Below are 19785 nucleotides of genomic sequence, written 5' to 3'. Positions count from 1 at the left end.
TCCGGCCCCGAGTGAGATTGACAATACGATGGGCCGGGTGACGAGCGCGGAAAGCCGGCCGACGGCGCCATCCCACCGGAGCGGATCCGGCCGTGCGGCAGGCGCTCGCCCGGGGCCCGGTGGCCCTCCGCAAGCCGTTCGCGTCGCGGGACGACCTCGGATCAGCCGTCGACGCGCAGCCCGGCGAGCGTCTCCTCCAGCTCGTCCGGCTTGATCAGCACGTCGCGGGCCTTGGACCCCTCGGACGGCCCCACGATGCCCCGCGACTCCATCAGGTCCATCAGCCGGCCCGCCTTGGCGAACCCGACCCGCAGCTTGCGCTGCAACATCGACGTCGAACCGAACTGACTCGACACCACCAGGTCGATCGCCTGGAGCAGCAGCTGCAGATCCTCGCCGATCTCCTCGTCGATCTGCTTCTTCTTGCTCGGCGGCGCGTCGGTGACGCCCTCCCGGAACTCCGGCTCGCGCTGCTCCCGGCAGAACCCGACGACCGCGGCGATCTCCGACTCGTCGACCCAGGCGCCCTGGATGCGTGTCGGCTTCGAGGCGCCCATCGGCAGGAACAGTCCGTCACCGCGGCCCAGCAGCTTCTCCGCGCCCGGCTGGTCCAGGATGACCCGGGAGTCGGCGAGCGACGAGGTGGCGAACGCCAGCCGCGACGGCACGTTCGCCTTGATCAGGCCGGTGACCACGTCGACCGACGGCCGCTGGGTGGCCAGCACCAGGTGGATGCCGGCGGCCCGGGCCAGCTGGGTGATCCGGACGACCGAGTCCTCCACGTCGCGCGGGGCCACCATCATCAGGTCGGCCAGCTCGTCGACGATCACCAGCAGATAGGGGTACGGCTTCATCTCCCGCTCACTGCCCGGCGGCGCGGTGATCTCGCCGCTGCGGACCTTACGGTTGAAGTCGTCGATGTGCCGGACCCCGTTGGCGGCGAGGTCGTCGTACCGCATGTCCATCTCGCTGACCACCCACTCGAGGGCGTCGGCGGCCTTCTTCGGGTTCGTGACGATCGGCGTGACGAGGTGCGGGATCCCCTCGTACGCCGTCATCTCCACCCGCTTCGGGTCGACCAGCAGCAGGCGGACCTCGTCCGGGGTGGCCCGGGTCAGCAGCGACACCAGCAGCGTGTTGAGACAGCTCGACTTGCCCGCGCCGGTCGCGCCGGCGATCAGGATGTGCGGCATCTTCGCCAGGTTCGCCACCACGAACCCGCCCTCGATGTCCTTGCCGAGGGCGACCAGCATCGGATGCTGGTCGCGGCGGGCCACGTCGGAACGCAGCACGTCGCCGAGCGACACGTTCTCCGGGTCGGTGTTCGGGATCTCCACGCCGACCGCGCTCTTGCCCGGGATCGGGCTGAGGATCCGCACGTCGGGGGACTTCACCGCGTACGCGATGTTGCGCGACAGCTGGGTGATCCGCTCGACCTTGGTGCCCGGGCCGATCTCCACCTCGTAGCGGGTGACCGTCGGTCCGCGGGTGAAGCCGGTGACCTGCGCGTCGACGTTGAACTGGTCGAACACCCCGGAGAGCGCCGCCATGATCTCGTCGTTGGCGCGGCTGCGCGCTTTCGCCGGGGCGCCGGCGGCGAGCAGGTTCGGCGGGGGCAGGTGGTAGTCGCCCTTGACCGCGGAGATGTCCAGCTGCTCGGCCTGCATCGGCGGCGGCGAGTGTTCCGGCGGCTTCTTGCGGCTGACCGGCATCTTCGGCAGCGCGACCGTGTCGTGGAGGATGATCTCCTCGTCGAAGTCGTCCATCGGCGCGACGGCCGGGGCCGGCTCGGCCATCGTGCCCTGACGCCGTCGTGCCGGGCGCCGCGGTTTGGGCTCCTCCTCGATCTCCTCGACGAGCTCGTCCGGGTAGTACTCCTCGTCCTCGTCGATCACGATCGGCGCCGGGTTCCGCGGCGCGGACCGCCCGAGCACCATGTCGAAGAGCAGCACGATCCGCTCCGGGATCTTCGCGATCGGCGTCGCGGTGATCACCAGCAGGCCGAAGACGAAGAGCAGGAGCAGCAGGGGTACGGCCACCCAGGCGGTCACCGCGCGTTCCAGCACGCCGCCGACGCCGAATCCGAGCAGGCCGCCCGCCTCGTCCATCTCCAGTTCGCCGGTCGGCTGGCCGGAGACGTGCAGCAGGGAGGCCGTCGAGATGATGATCGTGGACCAGCCGACCAGGGTGCGGCCGTGGTGGTCGGGATCGGCGGGCTGGCGCATCAGCCGGACCGCGCCGTAGAAGAGCAGCAGCGGCAGCGGCACGGCCAGGCTGCCGAGGAAGAGCCGCACGGTGTCGGCCATCCAGGCGCCCAACGGCCCGGCGCTGTTCGCCCAGACGGCGACCGCGATCAGGATGGCGAAGCCGAGCATGAGCAGGCCGGCGCCGTCCCGGCGGTGTTCGGGGGCGATGTCCCGGGCGCTGGCGGCCTGCCGGCCGGCGCCGCGGGCCACCCAGCCGACGCCCGAGGCCATGCCGGTCCACAGCGAGTTGATGCCACCGCCGATCGTCGCGCCGGCCGAGGTCCGGCGGGCCGGTGCACGCCGGGGCGCGGCCTTGCGGGCGACGGCCTTCTTGGCCGGGGCGGCTTTCGCCGGGGTCTTTCGGGCACGCGGAGTCGCGGCGCCGCGCGGCGTTGACGACGCGGCGCGACCCCGGCTCGCCGGAGGAGTACGGCCCGCCATGGATGTCACCGTAGCGCCGCGGGATCGATCCGCCGAGAAGGCGCACCGTGACAGCTTCTCGCTTTCCGGGCAATTACCATCACCAGGTGCACCCTCTCAGCAACGACATGATCAAGGCCGCGCTGGACACGCGCGGTTTCTCGTACTTCGTCGATGCCGACGGCGACATCGCCGGCAACTTCCAGGGCAACCTGATCTACTTCTTCCGGCTCGGTGAACGCCGGGAGATCCTGCAGGTCCGGGCCATGATGCAGCACGTCTTCTCGGTCGACGACATCCCGCGGCTCTACGAGTTCTGCAACACGTGGAACCGGGACCAGCTGTGGCCGAAGGCGTACGTGCACGTGACCGACGACGGCGCCGCGGTCGTGGTGGGAGAGGTCACCACCGACTGGGAGCAGGGCGTCACCGCCGAACAGCTGGATCAGGTGATCCTGTGCGGCGTCGCGACCGGCTGCCGCCTGGGTGAGGCGCTCGGCGAGCTCAAGTCCGGAAACGCCGAACCGGGGCCCCCGCAGCAGTGATGCTGTGAGGACCCCGGTTCCGTGCCGGGCCGCGGTCTCCCCGGCCGGGCTGAGGTCGTCCGCCACCCGGCGCCGACCGTGACCGGGTGGCTTCCACACCCGGTCACGGTTGGGTGGGAGCTCAGGCGACGTTGAAGCCCAGCGAGTAGGTGCCGGTGCCGGAGTTGGAGACGATGACGTACCGGTAGGTGCCGGCGCGACCGGTGAAGCTCAGCTCCTTGACCTGGTCACCGGTGGCCTCGGCGACCGTCCGGAAGGTGCCGCGGTTGTTGGCCTTCTGCAGCGCCAGGTCGAAGTCGGCGCCGTCCGGGACCTGCAGGCAGGCGGTGTGGGTGCCGGCACGGGCCCGGAACGAGCCGCCGTTCGGCTGTGCCACGGCCTGACCGGCCTTCTTGATCGCGGCCTCGCCCTGGATCGGGAAGGAGTCACAGGCGGCGGCAGCCTCGTCGCCACCCTCCGCACCCTCCGCGCCCTCTTCCGCCGGCGGAGCGGTCTCCTCGGCGTCGCCCTCGGTGGTGACCAGGGTCAGGTTCTGCGCCGCGAGGATCTCGTTGACCGGCTGGAAGAAGGTCTCGCCGCCGACCGTGCAGTCGCCGGAGCCACCCGAGGTGACACCCTGCGCCTGGTCGCCGGAGAGCCACGGGCCGCCGGAGTCGCCGCCCTCGGCGCACACGTCGGTCCGGGTCAGGCCGGTGACCGCGCCCTCCGGGTACCGGACGGTCTGGTTCTTGGCGAGGATCGTGCCGCAGAACGTGCCGGTGGTGGAACCGGAACGGCAGACCGCCGCGCCCACCGGGGCCTCGGTGTTGCCGGCGACCGGGAGTTCGTTGTTGTTGAAGTCGTTGACGACCGCGCGCGGCGTGAAGTTGTCGTTCGTCGCGACGAAGCCCATGTCGGCGTCGCCCGGGAAGACCGAGAACTCGACGGTGCCCTGCTCCACCCCGTCCGGGTCGGTGGTCTCGGTACCCTCGGCCCCGCAGTGGCCGGCGGTGACGAAACCGCCCTCCACGGAGAAGCCGATGGAACAGCGAGCCTGACCGCCGTCGAGGTTGATGAAGTACGGGTCGGCGCCCCGGATGTCGACGAGCGGCTTCGGCTGCGCCTTGTTGACCTTCACCGTCACCGAGCCGGCCGGCACGTCGGCGGCCTCGGCGAACGCCTGACCGGCGGACTTGCTCGTGGCGACCACGACCACCTTGTTGGTGGCGACGTCCACATACCAGCCGGTCACGTCCTCGGAGGCCTTCTTGACCTCGTCGAGGGTGCTCTTCACGCCGTCCAGCCAGGCCTCGCTGCGCTTGACCAGCACCGGCACCGCGCCGGCCTTCTTGACGACGTCGCTGACCGACGAGTCGGTGACCGCGACCTTCAGCGTGTTGCCGTCTTCGGCGAGCCAGGCACCACCGAAGTCGGCGCCGGTCTGCGCGGCCAGCGTGGCCGAGACACCGCCCGCCCACTCCGCACGGGCGAGGCGCGCCGCCGCCTGTTCACTGTCCCAACCCAGGTCGCGCTTCATAGCGGCGAGCAGGTCCGGGGACAGGCCCCCGTCCGACTTGCTCGCGGCCGGAGCCTCGGACGTCGCCTCGGTTCCCGCGAGCGACGGCAGAGTGAAGGCCACCGCCGCCGCGGTCGCCGCCACTGCCACCGCCGTCACGACGATCGGTCTGCGCTGCATCTTGGAGAACTCCCTCCGCCACGGGTGCCGTGGGGGCGGCACCGTGCCAAGGAGTACGCAGCGAAACCGAGAATGGTTGAAAAGACGTCAGACTTCCACGACGGTTGGCACGATCATGGGCCGCCGACGGTACGCGTCGTTCACCCACCGGCCGACCGTCCGCCGGACGACCTGCTGCAACTGGTGGGTGTCGGTGATCCCGTCCTCGGCCGAGCGGTGCAGCGCCGCGGTGAGCAGAGGGATGACCGGATTGAACGCGTCCGGGTCCTCGGAGAAGCCCTTCGCCGAGATGCTCGGCTCGCCGACCACCTTGCCGGTCACCGAGTCGATCACCACGGTGGCCGCGATGAACCCGCCGTCGCCGAGGATGCGCCGCTCGGTCAGCAGCGACTCGCTGACGTCGCCGACCGCGAGGCCGTCCACGTAGACGTAGCGGCTGCGGACCTTGCCGACCACCCGGGCATGCCCCTCGACCAGGTCGACCACGTCGCCGTCCTCGCAGAGCACGACCCGATCCGGCGCGACACCGGTCTCGATGCCGAGCTGGGCGTGGGCGCGCAGGTGACGCCACTCGCCGTGCACCGGCATCAGGTTGCTGGGCCGGGTCACGTTGAGCAGGTAGCGCAGCTCACCGGCGGGCGCGTGCCCGGAGACGTGCACCTTGGCCGTCTCCTTGTGGATCACCGTGGCACCGGCCCGGGAGAGCTGGTTGATCACCCGGTAGACGGAGGTCTCGTTGCCCGGAACCAGGGAACTGGCCAGCACGACGGTGTCACCCGGCGCGATGGTGATGTGCCGGTGGTCGCCGGTGGACATCCGCCCCAGGGCGCTCATCGGCTCGCCCTGCGAACCGGTCGACATGAAGACGATCTCGTCCGGCGGCAGGTGGGTGGCCTCGTCCAGGCCGACCAGCAGGCCGTCCGGGATGCGCAGCAGACCCAGGTCACGGGCGATGCCCATGTTGCGGACCATGGACCGGCCGATCAGGGCGACCTTGCGTTCGTACTCCCAGGCGGCGTCCATCACCTGCTGGACGCGGTGCACGTGGGAGGCGAAGCTGGCCACGATGATCCGGCCGCTCGCCTTGCCGAAGATCGAGCTGAGCACCGGGCCGATGTCGCGCTCGGGCGCCACGAACCCGGGCACCTCGGCGTTCGTCGAATCGGAGAGCAGCAGGTCGACGCCCTCGGCACCGAGCCGGGCGAACCCGGCCAGGTCGGTGATCCGCCCGTCCAGCGGCACCTGGTCCATCTTGAAGTCGCCGGTGTGCAGCAGCAGACCGGCCGGCGTGCGCACGGCCACCGCCAGCGCGTCCGGGATCGAGTGGTTCACCGCGAAGAACTCGCACTCGAACGGGCCGAGACGCTCGGTGCCGCCCTCCCGCACGGTCAGGGTGTACGGGTCCAGACGGCGCTCGGCGAGTTTGGCCTCGACCAGGGCGAGCGTGAACTCCGAACCGACCAGCGGGATGTCCGGTTTGTGGGCGAGCAGGTAGGGCACCGCACCGATGTGGTCCTCGTGCCCGTGGGTCAGCACGATGGCCTGGACGTCGTCGAGACGGTCCAGAATCGGTGCGAAGTCGGGCAGGATCAGGTCGACGCCCGGCTGCTCGACGTCGGGGAAGAGAACCCCGCAGTCGATGACGAGCAGCTTGCCGTCGAACTCCAGAACGGTCATGTTGCGGCCGATGGCGCCGAGCCCACCGAGCGGGATGACGCGCAGGGCGCCCTCCGGCAACGGGGGTGGCGGACCCAGCTCCACGTGAGCGTGACTCATTCGCCTCATTCCTGTCAGAGCTGAATGCCGGCCGCGGCGGCGTCCTGGCGCAGTTGGATCAGTTCCTCGTCGGTCCCGTCGACCAGGGGCGACCGGACCGGACCGGCCGGCAGCCCGAGGGCGTTGAGTCCGGCCTTCACCAGGATGGTCCCCGGAGAGCGGAAGATGCCGGTGAACAACGGCAATGCCTGCCGGTGCAGATCCAGCGCGGAGGCGACGTCGCCGGCCTCGAACTCCTCGATCATCTTCTTGGCGAGGGCGCCGGTGAAGTGCGTCGAGGTGCCGACCAGGCCCGCTCCGCCGATGGAGAGCAGCGGCAGCGTGGCGGCGTCGTCGCCGGAGTAGTAGGCCAGCGGGGTCCGCGAGGTGACCCAGGAGCTGGCGATCAGGTCGCCCTTGGCGTCCTTGACCGCGACGATCCGGTCGTGCTCGGCCAGCCGGACCATCGTCTCGGTGGCGATCGCCGTGCCGGCCCGGTGCGGGATGTCGTAGAGCATGATCGGCAGCCCGACCGCGTCGGCCACGGAGCGGAAGTGCCGCTCGACGCCGGCCTGCGGGGGCTTGTTGTAGTAGGGCGTGACGACCAGCAGGCCGTGCGCCCCGGATTTCTCCGCGGTGTGGGCCAGCTCGATGGTGTGCGCGGTGTTGTTGGTGCCCACCCCGGCGAGCACCCGGGCACGGTCGCCGACGGCCTCGACCACGGCCCTCAGCAGAGTCTCCTTCTCCGCATCGGAGGTGGTGGGGGACTCACCGGTGGTCCCGCTGACCACGAGCGCATCGTTGTGCTGCTCGTCGACGAGGTAGGCGGCAAGCCGGGCCGCTCCCTCGATGTCCAGGGAGCCCTCCCGGGTGAACGGGGTCACCATGGCGGTCAGCAGCCGTCCGAAGGGCCGCGGGTCGTGCGTCATACCTGACAACCTATCGGACGCTCCGCTCACACGTAGAAAGCGGTGAACGGGGCCCAGGGGAGGTTGCGCAGGATGCTCCACACACCCCAGACCGCCATGAATGTGATCATGACCGCTGGACTGATCGTCAACTGCGGCAGCCGCCACCGGAAGACCCGCTGCCCGGCCCAGGCCACATACATGTAGACGAGGAACGGCACCGCGAACACGAACATCACGTGATGCCGGGCGGCATCCGGCAGATCGCCGTGCATCAGGAACCACGCGGCCCGCGTGCCGCCGCACCCCGGGCAGACGAAACCGGTCAGGTATTTGAGCAGGCACGTCGGCGCGGCACCGGCTTGCGCCGACGCCGGATCACTGGCCAGCGTGTAACCCGCCGCGGCGCCCGCGCAGGCCAGGATCGCCAGCGGCGCCAGCCAGATCGGCGACCGCCGCGTCAACCGGTCGACCAGGCGGGTCAGACGGTCCGGCTCCGGCATGTGCGGCGCAACGAACCACTCCGGCGGCACCGGCGGGCCCTGGACCGGCTGGTCGGCGAGCCAGGGCGGCAGATGACCCCACGAACTCTGCACGCTCATGGCCGTCACGGTACACCGGCGGCGCGCGCCTGCAGAGCGCTCATGAGGGGGCCCGCGAAGTCACCCCGGTCCGGTGCCGCCACGCTGCCCAGGCCCAGCCAGCCGGCCAGCCGGACCAGCTCGGCGGCCAGCGCCTCGGCCGTCTCCTCCGGCGCCGCCCCCGGCTCGAGCCAGGCCGCCGGCACCCGCAGCACCCCGGCCTGCCGGTCCGCCTTGAGGTCGACCCGGGCGGCGAACCGGTCACCGAGCAGGAACGGCAGAACGTAGTAGCCGTGCGTGCGCTGCGGCGCCGGCACGTAGATCTCGATCCGGTAGGTCATGCCGAACAGCCGCTCGGTGCGGGCCCGCTCCCAGATCAGCGGATCGAACGGGCTGACCAGGGTGGCCACGTCGACCCGGCGCGGCAGCCGGGCCTCGGCGTGCAGATAGGCGGATCTCCACCCGGGGACGGACACCGGGCGCAGCACGCCGGCCTCGACCAGTTCGGCGATCGCCACCCGGCACTCGCGCAGCGGCAGCCGGAAGTAGTCACGCAGCTCCGGCTCGGCGGCCACCCCCAGCGCCCGGGCGGAGAGCTCGACCAGCGACCGGAACGCGTCGGCCGGCTCCGGATCGGGCACCGCCAGCACCGCCGCCGGAAGCACCCGCTCGGGCAGGTCGTAACGCCTGGCGAACGAGGTGGTCCGCTCGGCGGCGGTCACCTGGCCGGAATAGAACAGCCACTCCAGCGCCTGCTTGACCTCCGACCAGTTCCACCCCCAGTGGTCCTTGCTGCGCGGCACGTCGCTCTCGATCTCGGCGGCGGTGACCGGACCCCGCTCCCGCACCTCGGCGAGCACCCAGTCGACCAGCTCCGGACGGTCCCGGGCGATCCGGCGCATGCCGCCCCAGGCCAGCTCGTGCGCCCGGGCCATCCGCCAGCGGAACAACGGCTGCAGGTCAGCGCGGATCAGCGAGGCCTCGTGCCCCCAGAACTCGAACAACTCCCGGGGCCTGCGATAGGCGGCACGCTCGAGCAGACCGGCCGGGTAGGGGCCGAGGCGACTGTAGAGCGGCATGAAGTGGGCACGCTGCAACACGTTGACCGAGTCCATCTGGATCAGATGGAGTCGGCGCAACACCCGGCGAAGGTGGCGCAGATCGGTCGCGCCGCCCGGCTTGGCGTCGGCGAAACCCTGCGCCGCCAGGGTGATCCGGCGAGCCTGGGCCAGGGACAGGGAGTCGGGGAGTGCCATCGAGTCAGCAGAGTAGACCAGGGGTGTGACAAAGTTGCCGCCATGGCACTCGGCTTCGTCCGCCCCGCGCGTCCCGAGGACGCATCGGAGATCGCCCGCATCCAGCTCGCCACCTGGCGCACGGCCTACCGGCGGATGTTCCCGCCGCACGTGCTGGCCGGCCTGGACGAGGACTACCTGGCCCGTGGCTGGACCGAGGCGATCACCGCCGCCCCCTCCGCCCGGCACCGGGTGCTGACCGCCGTCGAGCAGGGTGAGTCGGTGTCCACGGTGGTCGGTTTCGTGGCCGCCGGGCCCGCCGACGAGCAGGCGCTGGCGCCCGAGGAGAAGCCGCTCCCGGACGACGTCGTGGCGATCACCGATCTGTTGATCGAGCCGCGCTGGGGACGCCGCGGACACGGCAGCCGGCTGCTCGCGGCCGCCGTCGACCACTGGCGTGATGACGGATTCCGATCAGCGGTGGCCTGGGTCTACGAGGCCGACGACGCGATGCGGAAATTCCTCGGCTCGACCGGCTGGGAACCCGACGGCGCGGGCCGCGCCCTGGACGTCGACGATCTTCTCGTCCCCCAGCTTCGCCTGCACGTAGCGGTCGGCGGAGAATGAGATCGTGACCGACAACGTGCCGACCTTCGTCTATGACGGCGACTGCTCCTTCTGCACCACGTGCGCGCAGTTCATCGAGCAGCGCATCCCCACCACCGCGACGGTGATCCCCTGGCAGTTCGCCGACCTGGACGAGCTCGGGCTGACCGTCGAGGAGTGCGAGGCCGCCGTGCAGTGGGTCGCCACGGACCGGACCACCGCGGCCGGGCCGGACGCCATCGCCCTGCTGCTGCGCGACGCGGGCCGGGCCTGGTCGCTGGCGGGCTCGGCGCTCGGCGTGGGTCCGGTGCGGGCCCTGGCCTGGCCCGCATACCAGTGGGTCGCCGATCACCGGCACCTCATGCCGGGTGGCACGGCCGCCTGCGCGATCCCGCAGAACCGGCGTCCGCAGCCGCCGGCCGAGAACCCCGCCTGACGATCTCCCGGCGGTCCTCCCCCGCTTCTTCTCATGGTACGAGCAAGGCGGGAGTCCCGTGGCTCCCCCGCGATCGGCTGCCGGGTCAGGGCCGAGGACGCGGCCGCCGGGCCGGATTGCCGGGAGACGGTCCGGCCGTCCCGCCGCGGGCCACTTCGGCGTGCTTCACCGCGTACCGGAGAAGGAGCGTCAACCGGTGGCAGCGGGCTCGACCGACGGGGTGGGACGACGCCGCAGGCGGAGTTTCTCCAGCGGCAGGAAAGCGGCCATCGCGGCCAGATGCGGCGCGAACGAGATGGTGATCGTCGCGAAGACCATCACGTGGAACGAGTAGAAGAACGCCACCACCGCCGTGCGCCAGCGTTGCGGGATCACGAAGACCAGCGGGCTGAGCAGCTCGAACGCCATGATCCCGAACTGCGACAGGATGAGCAGACCGGGGACCGCGGCGATCAGGTCGGCCAGGCCGGTGCCGCGCCGGATGATCGCCTGGGCGAGCACGCCGCTGGTCAGCCAGTCCAGGCCGCCGAAGCGGAGCTTGGCCAGGGCGGCCAGGAAATAGGTGCAGATCACCGCGATCTGGGTGACCCGCAGCGCCCAGCCACCGGCCTCGGTGGGTTCCCGGTCGCCGTGCCGGGCCCGGCCCACCGTGGGCAGCACCGCGAGGGCGAGGAGCAGGCCGACCCGGTCGTGATCGACCTTGCCGTAGCTCATCGCGATGATCATCCACTCGGCGTAGAGCAGGAAGACCGGCCAGCCCAGCAGACGCGGCGCCCGTCCGCTCGCCGCCGCCAGCGAGAGCGCCAGCAGGGTCCAGAAGATGCCGTGCACCAGCAGCGGACCCGGCGTCGGCAGGTGCAGCAGACGGCCGATCAACAACGGCTCGTAGAGATCACCGGGGGTGTTCGCGTGCGACCGCACCCACGGCGTGAAGATCACCAGGTCGGCGGCGACGAACAGGTAGACCACGGTGCGGAAGGCGGCGATCCGGCCTTTCGGGACCGGCTCGAACAACCATCTTCTGAGCATCAGCGCACCCAGTCCGCGATGACCTCGTCGGTCGACCTCCCGGTCGGGCGGGCGTCCTTGATCTCGTGCCAGCGGACCACGATCCGCACCTCCCGCAGTGCGGGCGCGCCCGGCGTGTGCTGGGCGTAGGCCTCGGCGATCCGGCTCATCCGGGACGGATCCTCCTGGTAAGCGGCCTGCTGGCCCTCGATCTCGGCCCGCCGGATCCCGCTGTTCGCCTCGGTGATCGCAACCACCGCGCCGGTCTCGTCGACGCCCTCGACCCGGGTGTCCTTGGCGGCGCCGTTCGGGTCGGGGGCCGTCGAATACATCCGGAAGGGGCCGAACGGGAAGTCGTCGTCCTGCCCCCAGAACGTCCCGGCCAGCAACAGGCCGAAAACGGCCAGGGTCGCCAGGACCCGCACCCGGCGGCCGGCGGTCGTCAGCTCAGTCATCGCTGGTCAACATAGCGGCCGCAGGCAACGGTGCGGACTCAGCCGAGCAGCGGATCCAGGCCCAGCGTCAGGCCCGGGCGGGTCAGCACCCCGCGCACCGACAGCAGCACCCCCGGCATGAACGACTGCCGGTCCAGCGAGTCGTGCCGGATGGTCAGCGTCTCCCCCGGCGTGCCGAACAGCACCTCCTGGTGGGCGACCAGGCCGGCGGCCCGGATCGAATGCACCCGGACGCCGTCGACGTCGGTGCCGCGGGCGCCGAGCTGCTCCTCCTTGGTCGCATCCGGCATCGGCGCGCTGCCGGCCTCGGCCCGCGCCTCGGCGATCAGGCGCGCGGTGTGCAGGGCGGTGCCGCTGGGCGCGTCGAGCTTGCGCGGGTGGTGCTGCTCGATGATCTCGACCGAGTCGAAGTACTTCGCGGCGCGGGCGGCGAACTGCATCATCAGCACCGCGCCGATCCCGAAGTTCGGCGCGATCAGCACACCGACGCCGGGCTTGCCGGCGAGCATCGCGCGGACCTGCCCGATGCGGTCCTCGGTGAATCCGGAGGTGCCGACGACCACGTGGATGCCGCGCTCGATCGCCCAGTGCAGGTTGTCCATCACCGCGTCGGGATTGGTGAACTCGACCAGGACCTGCGCGCCCGCGTCGGCGGCGGTCTCCAGCCGGTCACCCTGGTTGACCATCGCGACGAGTTCCATGTCGGCCGCGGCGTCGACCGCTTTGCACACCTCGAGGCCCATCCGGCCCCGAGCACCGAGAACACCGACACGGATGGGTTCAGCCACGTTCGTCACCCGGTGAATTTAACCCATCGCGCCGCCCGGCCGACCACCGCTCGGCGAGCCCCACCACCAGGAAGACCACGCCGACGTACGCCCAGCCGACCAGCACGTCGATCACGTAGTGCTCGCCCGTATAGACCAGGGTGAAGGTCATCGCCAACGGGTACGCGAACAGCAGCGGCCACCAGCGCCGACGGACCATCGGCAGGAAGAACGCGACCGCCAGCATCGCCCAGGCGGTGTGCAACGACGGCATCGCGGCCACCGGGTTCGACTGCTGCACCTGCAACGCGTTCAGGGTGTTGCCGGCGCCGTGCAGGCCCAGCACGTCCCAGCCGTTCGTGGAGATCCGGGCCACCGCCTCGGGGAGGTACCCGAACTTGTGCGCCCACCACGGCGGGGCCGCCGGGTAGAGGAAGTAGGTGATCAGGCCGAACACGCACAGGGTGATCCAGCGGCGCATGAACCGCAGCCAGGTCGCCCGGTTCCGCACCCAGAGGATCACCGCGATGGTCGGCACGGCCAGGAAGTGCGAGGCGTAGACGAGGGTGATCGGCGCCAGCCACCACGGGGTGACGCCCTCCTGGTAGAGGTGCTCCTGCAGCCACGTGGTGGGCACCTGACCGCCGGTGAACCAGCCGAACATCCACTCGTCGGCCTTGATCAGCTCGGTGACGTGCGGGGCGAAGAAGTCGTCCGCGTACGCCCGCGAGACGTTGTAGGCCACCAGGAGCAGCGCCACCGGCAGCCAGTCGCGCAGGAAGCGCAGATGCGTCTTCCACGGCTCGTAGTTGCGCCACGCGATGGTGGCCAGCCACAGCCAGCCGAACGCGATCAGCGGGTCGCTCGTCGGGACACCGACGAACCAGACACCGACGGCGAAGACCACCGCCCAGATCGTCATCCCGATGATGCGCCGCTTGCGCCGGTCCGGCGTCAGCGGCGTCGCGGGGGTCTCGGGCGGGGTCTCCAGCGTCGTCACGGGGTCCAAGGGTAGCTAGGAGGGCAAGCCGGTCTCGTCGAACGGTCCGACGACGGCGAGCGAGAACTCGCCGGCGAACAGCTCCGCGGCGACCGCCCGCACCTCGTCGAGCGTCACCGCATCGACCCTTGTCAGCAGCTCGTCGACGGACATCAGGTCGCCGTGCAGCAGCTCGGACTTGGCCAGCCGGCTCATCCGGGAGCCGGTGTCCTCCAGGCCCAGCACGTACGAACCCTTGGCCATGCCCTTGCCGCGGACCAGTTCCTCGGCGGTGATCCCGTCGGCGGCCACCCGCGCCAGCTCGGCCCGGATCAGGTCGAGCACCTCGGGGGCCTTCGCCGGGGCGCAGCCCGCGTAGACGCCGACCAGGCCGGCATCGGCGTACTGGGCGGCGTACGAGTAGACCGAGTAGGCCAGACCGCGCTGCTCCCGGATCTCCTGGAACAACCGGCTGGACATGCCTCCGCCGAGCACGTTGTTGAGCACACCGAGGGCGAACCGGCGCTGGTCGTGACGACCCATGCCGACGCCGCCGAGCACGATGTGCGCCTGTTCGGTGTCGCGTTCGACGTAGACGGTCTGCGGCGCGAGGACCGGCACCACCGGACCCGCCGCACGGGTGACGGCCGGCTGGGCCGGACCGGTGTCCAGCGCCGTCCCGGCCACCGCCTTCTCGACCAGCCGGACCACGGTGTCGTGGTCCAGGTTGCCGGCCGCGGCGATCACGATCTCCGGAGCGGTGTACCGCTCGCGGTAGAACCGGTCGATCGCGTCCCGGGTCATCGGCGTGATCGACTCCGGGGTGCCGGAGATCAGCCGGCCCAGCGGGTGATCGCCGAGGATCGCCTGGGCGAAGACGTCGTGGACCTCGTCCCCGGGCTCGTCCTCGTGCATGGCGATCTCTTCGAGGATGACGCCCCGCTCGGTCTCCACGTCGGCCGGCTCGAGCAGCGAGTCGGCCACCGCGTCACAGAGCACGTCCACCGCGAGCGGCAGGTCGGCGTCGAGCACCCGCGCGTAGTAGCAGGTGTACTCCTTCGTGGTGAAGGCGTTCGTCTCCCCGCCCACCGCCTCGATCTCCGCGGAGATCTGCAGAGCGGTCCGCTTGTGGGTGCCCTTGAAGAGCAGGTGCTCGAGGAAGTGGGAGGCGCCGTGAAGTTCGGGCGTCTCGTCCCGGGAGCCGATGCCGATCCAGATCCCCAGCGCGGCGCTGCGGGTGGTCGGGATCGCCTCCGTGATGATGCGCAGGCCACTGGGCAGGACCGTCTTGTTGACCGCTTCCTGCGGGGTGGTCGCCGTGGGGACAACACGGGCCGGCACAGTGGCCGGCCCGTGGTTGCTGGTGTCTGTCACTTAGTCGCGGCGCTCTCCGCCACGCTCACCGGCCGGACGCGACCGGCGACGACGGGGCTCGCCACCACCGTCACCGCGGGGAGCACGCTCCTCGCGGGGCGGACGGTTCTCCGACGGGGCACCGTCGGCGGCCGGGGCGGCCGGAGCCTCCTCGCCCTCCGGGCGGACCTTGTCGAGGTAGATCTTGCCGCGCGCGTCGATGTCCGCGATCTGGACCTCGACCTTGTCGCCGACGTTGAGGAAGTCCTCGACCTTGTCGACCCGCTTGCCGTCGCCCACCTTGGAGATGTGCAGCAGGCCGTCACGGCCGGGCAGCAGCGAGATGAAGGCGCCGAACGCGGCGGTCTTCACCACGGTGCCGAGGAACTTGTCGCCCATCTTCGGCAGCGTCGGGTTCGCGATCGCGTTGATCCGCTCGACCGCGGCCTCGGCGGCCGGGCCGTTGGTCGCACCGACGTAGATCGTGCCGTCGTCCTCGATGGAGATGTCGGCGCCGGTCTCGTCCTGAATCGCGTTGATGGTCTGGCCCTTCGGCCCGATCACCATGCCGATCTTGTCGACCGGGATCTTCACCGTGGTGACCCGCGGGGCGTGCTCGCTCATCGCGGCCGGAGCCTCGATCGCCGCGGTCATCACACCGAGGATCGTGGCGCGGGCCTCGTGTGCCTGCTGCAGAGCGCCGGCCAGCACGTCCGACGGAATGCCGTCGAGCTTGGTGTCCAGCTGCAGGGCGGTGACGAACTCGCTGGTGCCGGCGACCTTGAAGTCCATGTCGCCGAACGCGTCCTCAGCGCCGAGGATGTCGGTCAGCGCGACGTACTGCGTCTTGCCGTCGACCTCGTCGGAGATCAGACCCATCGCGATGCCGGCGACCGGCGCCTTCAGCGGCACACCGGCGGAGAGCAGGGCCAGCGTCGAGGCGCAGACCGAACCCATCGAGGTGGAGCCGTTGGAACCGAGGGCCTCGGAGACCTGACGGATCGCGTACGGGAACTCCTCGCGCGACGGCAGCACGGGCACCAGGGCCCGCTCGGCCAGCGCGCCGTGACCGATCTCGCGGCGCTTCGGCGAGCCGACCCGGCCGGTCTCACCGGTCGAGTACGGCGGGAAGTTGTAGTTGTGCATGTAGCGCTTGGTCTTCTCGGGGGCGAGAGTGTCCAGCGCCTGCTCCATGCGCAGCATGTTCAGCGTGGTGACGCCCAGGATCTGGGTCTCGCCACGCTCGAACAGCGCCGAGCCGTGCACCCGGGGGAGCACGCCGATCTGCGCGGTCAGCGGACGGATGTCACGCGGGCCACGGCCGTCGATGCGGATCTGCTCGCGCAGCACCCGCTGGCGGACCTCGGACTTGGTGACCGAGCGGAACGCCGCGCTGATCTCCTTCTCCCGGCCCTCGAAACGCTCGTCGAGCAGGGTGTGCGCCTTCGCCTTGACCAGGTCGAGGGCTTCCTCACGCTCCTGCTTGCCGGCGATCTTCAGCGCCTCGGCGGTCTCCTGGCGGACGGCCTCGGAGACAGCGGTGTAGACGTCGTCCTGGTAGTCCAGGAAGACCGGGAACTCGGCGACCGGCTTCGCGGCGATCTCGGCCAGCTCGCTCTGCGCACGGCACAGCTCGCGGATGGCCGGCTTGGAGGCCTCCAGGCCGCTCGCGACGACCTCCTCGGTCGGAGCGGTGGCACCGGCGGCGATCAGCTTGACCGCCTGCGGGGTGGCCTCGGCCTCGACCATCATGATCGCGACGTCGCCCTCGGCGGTGACGCGACCGGCCACGACCATGTCGAACGTGGCGCGCTCGAGCTCCTCGATGGTCGGGAACGCGATCCACTGGCCGTCGACGTGCGCGACCCGGGTCGAACCGACCGGACCGCTGAACGGCAGACCGGAGAGCTTGGTGGACATCGACGCCGCGTTCATCGCCACCACGTCGTACGGGTGGGAGGGGTCGAGCGCCAGGATCGTCTCGACGACCTGGACCTCGTTGCGCAGGCCCTTGGTGAAGGACGGGCGCAGCGGGCGGTCGATGAGGCGGCAGGTGAGGATGGCGTCCTCGCTGGGCCGGCCCTCACGACGGAAGAACGAGCCGGGGATGCGGCCCGCGGCATACATCCGCTCCTCGACGTCCACGGTCAGCGGGAAGAAGTCGAAGTGGTCCTTCGGCTGCTTGCTGGCGGTGGTCGCGGAGAGGACGGTGGTGTCGCCCAGCTGGACGATCACCGAACCGGCGGCCTGCTGTGCGAGGCGGCCGGTGGAGAACACGATCTCCCGGGTGCCGAACGACCCGTTGTCGATCACGGCGGTGCGGAAGTCGGTTCCGAGAGCGTTGTTCTGCTCTGTCAAGTTTGGTACTCCTTCGTCGAGGACCCGGCGGTCAACAGCGCGGTTCAGGAGAGCCGGTCTTCGATCGAAGTGCCCAGGAGAGCTGCCTGGGAACCACTACCGAGGACCGGTGCTGACGGTTTGGTGATCCGCGCGGGTCCGTGGGTGGCAGTGTTCCGTTTCGGAACGGGTTCCGTCGAGGGGATTACCCCGAAGGAAGTGTTTCAGGGAGCGACCGGGGGTCGCTCCCTGACAAGCAGACTATCGACGCAGGCCGAGGCGCTCGATGAGCGTCCGGTAACGGGCGATGTCCTTCTTCTGAACGTAGTTCAGCAGGCGGCGGCGCTGGCCGACCAGGAGCAGCAGACCACGACGGCTGTGGTGGTCGTGCTTGTGCACCTTGAGGTGCTCGGTCAGGTCGGCGATCCGCTTGGTGAGCATCGCGACCTGAACCTCGGGCGAACCGGTGTCGCCGTCCTTGGTCGCATACTCGCCCATGATCTTGTTCTTGGTCTCTTGATCGAGCGCCATGTTCTCCGAACTTCTGTGTTGCCGATTTCACGGTTGACCCGCGACCCGCGGCGTCGGGCAGGTGTGCGGGACCGGTGTCGGATAATCCGACGACGAACCAACCCTACCAGGGGGTTACCGCAGCATCACCCGGGTCTCTTCGACGTCCGCCCGGATCTGGGCCACCAACGGTTCGATGGCGTCGTATGTCCGCTGCTCCCGCAGGTGCCCGACGAAATCGATGCTGATCTGCTCGCCGTAGAGGTCGCCGGAGAAGTCCAGGACGTGCGCCTCGACCCGCCGCTCCCGCCCGTTGAAGGTCGGATTGGTGCCGATCGACACACTGGCCCGCAGGCGCTCGTCCGGTTTGGCGTCCAGGGTCAGCCAGGCCGCGTACACACCGTCGGCCGGCACCGCCGCATACTGCTGGATCATCAGGTTCGCGGTCGGGAAGCCCAGCTCGCGACCCCGCTGATCACCGCGGATCACCACGCCGGAGAGCCGGTGCGGCCGGCCCAGCACCGCCGCGGCGGCCCGCACGTCACCGGCGTCCACACAGCTGCGGATGTAGGTCGAGGAGAACACCAGGCCCTCCTCCTCGACCAGCGGCGCGTCCTCCACGGTGAAGCCGAACGTGTGCCCCAGCGACTCGAGCATCGTCACGTCGCCGGCCGCCCGGTGCCCGAACCGGAAGTTGTCGCCGACCACCACGACCGCACTGTGCAGCGCCTCGACCAGCACACCGTGCACGAACTCGTCCGGTGCCAGCTGGGAGAACGCCGGCGTGAACGGCACCACGCAGAGCGCGTCGACGCCCAGGCCCTCGAGCAGGTCCGCCTTGCGCAGCGGCTCGGTGAGCACGGCCGGGTGCGAACCGGGCCGGACCACCTCGGCCGGGTGCGGGTCGAAGGTCATCACCACCGACTGCAGGCCGAGATCGCGGGCGCGCTTCACCGCGTGCCCGATGATCATCTGGTGTCCGCGGTGCACGCCGTCGAAGACGCCGATCGTCACCACCGACCGGCCCCACCCGGAGGGGACGGACTCGTACCCCCGCCATCGCTGCATCCGAACGCTCCTTCTGTCGAGACCCAGCGTATCGATCAGGCCGGGGCCAGGACGATCTCGGCCCGGGCCCGCCCCTCACGCTCGCTGACGACGGCGAGCACCTCACCGGCGGGATCGAAGACCGCATACGGCCCCTCGATGCCGACCGCACTCAGCGGACCGCCGTGCCGCAGCGTCCGGGTCTCCTCCTCGGTGGCCGTGCGCTGGGGGAACGACTGCCGGGCCGCCTCCGCCAGGGGCAGGCCGATCACGTCCGGAGCCCGCTGTTCAAGGTCCTCCAGGGTGGCCGCCGAGTCCAGGGTCAGTCCCCCGACGGCGGTACGCCGCAACGCCGTCAGGTGCCCGCCGACGCCGAGGGCCGTCCCGAGGTCCCGGGCGATCGCCCGGATGTACGTCCCGGAGGAACACGTCACGTCGACGTCCACGTCCACCACGTCCGGCTCGTCGCGGCGGATGTCCAGCACGTCCAGGGCGAACACGGTGATCCGGCGGGCCGGGATCTCCACCGTCTCACCGTCGCGCACCCGCTTGTACGCCCGCTGCCCATTGATCTTGATGGCGCTCACCGCGCTGGGCACCTGGTCGATCTCACCCCGCTGGGCGGCCAGACCGTTTCGGATCGCCTCGTCGGTCACCTCGGCCGCCGACGTCGTGGCGGTCACCTCGCCCTCGGCGTCGTCGGTCACCGTGCTCTGGCCGAGCCGGATCGTCGCGGTGTAGCTCTTCCGCGAGCCGATCACGTAGGTCAGCAGCCGGGTCGCCCGGTTGACCCCGATGATCAGCACACCGGTGGCCATCGGGTCGAGCGTGCCGCCGTGCCCCACCCGCCGGGTCTTCGCCAGCCGCCGGATCCGGGCGACGACGTCGTGCGACGTCATCCCGGCCGGCTTGTCCACCACGA

18 protein-coding genes are annotated in these 19785 nt (G+C 70.5%); 3 read left to right on the top strand and 15 right to left on the bottom strand.

Annotated features, from left to right (window positions below; translation table 11 throughout):
* Positions 1–161 precede the first annotated feature (161 nt).
* On the bottom strand, positions 162–2687 hold the full coding sequence (locus WH85_RS10130) for an FtsK/SpoIIIE family DNA translocase (protein ID WP_045741494.1): 2526 nt from the start codon (positions 2685–2687) through the stop codon (positions 162–164).
* Positions 2688–2773: 86 nt separating this feature from the next.
* Here WH85_RS10130 and WH85_RS10125 point away from each other — a divergent pair, with 86 nt between their 5' ends.
* Positions 2774–3211, top strand: coding sequence for a type III secretion system chaperone family protein (locus tag WH85_RS10125; protein ID WP_342669778.1), 438 nt, complete (start codon positions 2774–2776; stop codon positions 3209–3211).
* A gap of 121 nt (positions 3212–3332) precedes the next feature.
* On the opposite strand, the gene WH85_RS10120 is transcribed toward WH85_RS10125, so the two are convergent.
* The 5 genes from WH85_RS10120 to WH85_RS10100 all read right to left on the bottom strand — a co-directional run bounded on the left by WH85_RS10120 (position 3333) and on the right by WH85_RS10100 (position 9386).
* Positions 3333–4886 carry a S1 family peptidase gene (locus WH85_RS10120; protein WP_045741492.1) on the bottom strand — a complete coding sequence of 518 codons (1554 nt, stop codon included), beginning with the start codon at positions 4884–4886 and terminating at the stop codon, positions 3333–3335.
* 87 nt (positions 4887–4973) lie between these two features.
* Positions 4974–6662 carry a ribonuclease J gene (locus WH85_RS10115; RefSeq protein WP_045741491.1) on the bottom strand — a complete coding sequence of 563 codons (1689 nt, stop codon included), beginning with the start codon at positions 6660–6662 and terminating at the stop codon, positions 4974–4976.
* Positions 6663–6676: 14 nt separating this feature from the next.
* Positions 6677–7570, bottom strand: coding sequence for a 4-hydroxy-tetrahydrodipicolinate synthase (gene dapA / locus WH85_RS10110; protein ID WP_045741490.1), 894 nt, complete (start codon positions 7568–7570; stop codon positions 6677–6679).
* Between the two features lie 26 nt (positions 7571–7596).
* Positions 7597–8151 (bottom strand): DUF2752 domain-containing protein, encoded by a 555-nt coding sequence (locus tag WH85_RS10105; protein ID WP_052720287.1) that lies wholly within the window; start codon positions 8149–8151, stop codon positions 7597–7599.
* 5 nt (positions 8152–8156) lie between these two features.
* The gene (locus tag WH85_RS10100; RefSeq protein ID WP_045741489.1) at positions 8157–9386 is read right to left on the bottom strand and encodes a winged helix-turn-helix domain-containing protein; all 1230 of its coding nucleotides are present in this window, start codon (positions 9384–9386) and stop codon (positions 8157–8159) included.
* Positions 9387–9428: 42 nt separating this feature from the next.
* Between WH85_RS10100 and WH85_RS10095 the strand changes: the two genes are divergently transcribed.
* On the top strand, positions 9429–9992 hold the full coding sequence (locus WH85_RS10095; protein ID WP_045741488.1) for a GNAT family N-acetyltransferase: 564 nt from the start codon (positions 9429–9431) through the stop codon (positions 9990–9992).
* Between the two features lie 4 nt (positions 9993–9996).
* Positions 9997–10407: a thiol-disulfide oxidoreductase DCC family protein gene (locus WH85_RS10090; RefSeq protein ID WP_045741487.1), complete on the top strand. Its 411-nt coding sequence runs from the start codon at positions 9997–9999 to the stop codon at positions 10405–10407.
* Between the two features lie 189 nt (positions 10408–10596).
* Here WH85_RS10090 and WH85_RS10085 read toward each other — a convergent pair whose 3' ends face one another.
* From WH85_RS10085 to truB, 9 genes are all read right to left on the bottom strand, one after another.
* Complete coding sequence (locus WH85_RS10085; RefSeq protein ID WP_045741486.1) at positions 10597–11436, bottom strand: MFS transporter permease; 840 nt, start codon at positions 11434–11436, stop codon at positions 10597–10599.
* Entirely contained in the window at positions 11436–11870 is a 435-nt protein-coding gene (locus WH85_RS10080) for a hypothetical protein (protein WP_045741485.1), read from the bottom strand. The genes WH85_RS10085 and WH85_RS10080 overlap by 1 nt, the downstream gene beginning before the upstream one ends.
* Before the next feature lie 38 nt (positions 11871–11908).
* Positions 11909–12667: a 4-hydroxy-tetrahydrodipicolinate reductase gene (dapB, locus tag WH85_RS10075; RefSeq protein WP_045741484.1), complete on the bottom strand. Its 759-nt coding sequence runs from the start codon at positions 12665–12667 to the stop codon at positions 11909–11911.
* A complete protein-coding gene (locus WH85_RS10070; RefSeq protein WP_052720286.1) occupies positions 12651–13559 on the bottom strand; it encodes a phosphatase PAP2 family protein in 909 nt (302 codons plus the stop codon). Before WH85_RS10070 ends, dapB begins: the two co-directional genes overlap by 17 nt.
* A 93-nt stretch (positions 13560–13652) precedes the next feature.
* Positions 13653–14957: a M16 family metallopeptidase gene (locus WH85_RS10065; RefSeq protein ID WP_045741554.1), complete on the bottom strand. Its 1305-nt coding sequence runs from the start codon at positions 14955–14957 to the stop codon at positions 13653–13655.
* A gap of 33 nt (positions 14958–14990) precedes the next feature.
* Complete coding sequence (locus WH85_RS10060) at positions 14991–17327, bottom strand: polyribonucleotide nucleotidyltransferase (RefSeq protein ID WP_045741482.1); 2337 nt, start codon at positions 17325–17327, stop codon at positions 14991–14993.
* Positions 17328–17567: 240 nt separating this feature from the next.
* On the bottom strand, positions 17568–17837 hold the full coding sequence (gene rpsO, locus WH85_RS10055; RefSeq protein WP_045741481.1) for a 30S ribosomal protein S15: 270 nt from the start codon (positions 17835–17837) through the stop codon (positions 17568–17570).
* Between the two features lie 114 nt (positions 17838–17951).
* Complete coding sequence (locus tag WH85_RS10050) at positions 17952–18884, bottom strand: bifunctional riboflavin kinase/FAD synthetase (RefSeq protein ID WP_045741480.1); 933 nt, start codon at positions 18882–18884, stop codon at positions 17952–17954.
* Positions 18885–18919: 35 nt separating this feature from the next.
* A complete protein-coding gene (truB, locus tag WH85_RS10045; protein WP_245673881.1) occupies positions 18920–19762 on the bottom strand; it encodes a tRNA pseudouridine(55) synthase TruB in 843 nt (280 codons plus the stop codon).
* Positions 19763–19785 lie beyond the last annotated feature (23 nt).

It is taken from the genome of Actinoplanes rectilineatus (genome assembly GCF_000962825.1).
GTDB classification, from domain to species: Bacteria; Actinomycetota; Actinomycetes; order Mycobacteriales; family Micromonosporaceae; genus Actinoplanes; species Actinoplanes rectilineatus.
Note: the sequence above shows the minus strand (reverse complement) of the source record. Positions and strands in the feature narration are given on the sequence as shown.

Coding starts and splice junctions, on each gene's coding strand:
- WH85_RS10130 (WP_045741494.1), bottom strand. CDS start 2,687: ATGGCGGGCCGTACTCCTCCGGCGAGCCGGGGTCGCGCCGCGTCGTCA.
- WH85_RS10120 (WP_045741492.1), bottom strand. CDS start 4,886: ATGCAGCGCAGACCGATCGTCGTGACGGCGGTGGCAGTGGCGGCGACC.
- WH85_RS10115 (WP_045741491.1), bottom strand. CDS start 6,662: ATGAGTCACGCTCACGTGGAGCTGGGTCCGCCACCCCCGTTGCCGGAG.
- dapA (WP_045741490.1), bottom strand. CDS start 7,570: ATGACGCACGACCCGCGGCCCTTCGGACGGCTGCTGACCGCCATGGTG.
- WH85_RS10105 (WP_052720287.1), bottom strand. CDS start 8,151: ATGAGCGTGCAGAGTTCGTGGGGTCATCTGCCGCCCTGGCTCGCCGAC.
- WH85_RS10100 (WP_045741489.1), bottom strand. CDS start 9,386: ATGGCACTCCCCGACTCCCTGTCCCTGGCCCAGGCTCGCCGGATCACC.
- WH85_RS10095 (WP_045741488.1), top strand. CDS start 9,429: ATGGCACTCGGCTTCGTCCGCCCCGCGCGTCCCGAGGACGCATCGGAG.
- WH85_RS10085 (WP_045741486.1), bottom strand. CDS start 11,436: ATGCTCAGAAGATGGTTGTTCGAGCCGGTCCCGAAAGGCCGGATCGCC.
- WH85_RS10080 (WP_045741485.1), bottom strand. CDS start 11,870: ATGACTGAGCTGACGACCGCCGGCCGCCGGGTGCGGGTCCTGGCGACC.
- WH85_RS10070 (WP_052720286.1), bottom strand. CDS start 13,559: ATGACGATCTGGGCGGTGGTCTTCGCCGTCGGTGTCTGGTTCGTCGGT.
- rpsO (WP_045741481.1), bottom strand. CDS start 17,837: ATGGCGCTCGATCAAGAGACCAAGAACAAGATCATGGGCGAGTATGCG.
- WH85_RS10050 (WP_045741480.1), bottom strand. CDS start 18,884: ATGCAGCGATGGCGGGGGTACGAGTCCGTCCCCTCCGGGTGGGGCCGG.
- truB (WP_245673881.1), bottom strand. CDS start 19,762: ATGACGTCGCACGACGTCGTCGCCCGGATCCGGCGGCTGGCGAAGACC.